1 protein-coding gene is annotated in these 569 nt (G+C 54.3%); it reads left to right on the top strand.

Features of this window, described 5'->3' with window-relative positions; all coding sequences use genetic code 11:
- Positions 1-98 precede the first annotated feature (98 nt).
- A complete protein-coding gene (locus B4U49_RS00305; RefSeq protein WP_078082634.1) occupies positions 99-476 on the top strand; it encodes a DUF423 domain-containing protein in 378 nt (125 codons plus the stop codon).
- Positions 477-569: the final 93 nt, after the last annotated feature.

Here is a 569-nt window from a genome sequence, read left to right as displayed (position 1 = left end):
CAACATCCCTGTTGCCGACGCTTCTGAAAACCCGTACCCAGCGCTCCCCCTTCGCGCTCAGCTGAATTACTTCGTAAGCCAGAACGAAAGGAATAACGATGGCCAAATTGTATTTGTTACTTGCCGCATTTTTTGGTGGTACCGGAGTTGTTCTCGGCGCTTTTGGTGCTCACGGCCTGCGGGATAAAGTCGCGGAAAACCTTCTGGAAGCCTATAAAACTGGTGTGCACTACCAGATGATTCACGCCTTGGCACTGATCGCCGTGGCTGTGTTGATTTATCAGGTCGGAGCGAAAACCTCTTTGATCGTGGCCGGTGCCCTGTTTGCGATTGGCATCCTGTTTTTCTCCGGTAGTCTGTACGGCCTGACCTTCGGCGGCCCCAGGATCTTGGGTCCCATCACGCCGTTGGGTGGCACCCTGCTGATCGGCGGCTGGATTGCATTGTTTATCGCCGCACTGAATTACGGAAAATAACCGCCAACCTAAGGCGGTAAGAGCACAGAAATTTGAATGTAAGGCCGAGTGCCGGGGATGGGGTTTCAGAAGCGTCGGCGACAGGACGTCGCC

The sequence above is a fragment of the Microbulbifer mangrovi genome (genome assembly GCF_002009015.1).
Taxonomy (GTDB): Bacteria; Pseudomonadota; Gammaproteobacteria; order Pseudomonadales; family Cellvibrionaceae; genus Microbulbifer; species Microbulbifer mangrovi.
This window is presented reverse-complemented; position numbering and strand designations above follow the sequence as displayed.

Excerpts from the sequence above, each read along its gene's own strand:
- B4U49_RS00305 (WP_078082634.1), top strand. The coding sequence starts at position 99 with ATGGCCAAATTGTATTTGTTACTTGCCGCATTTTTTGGTGGTACCGGA.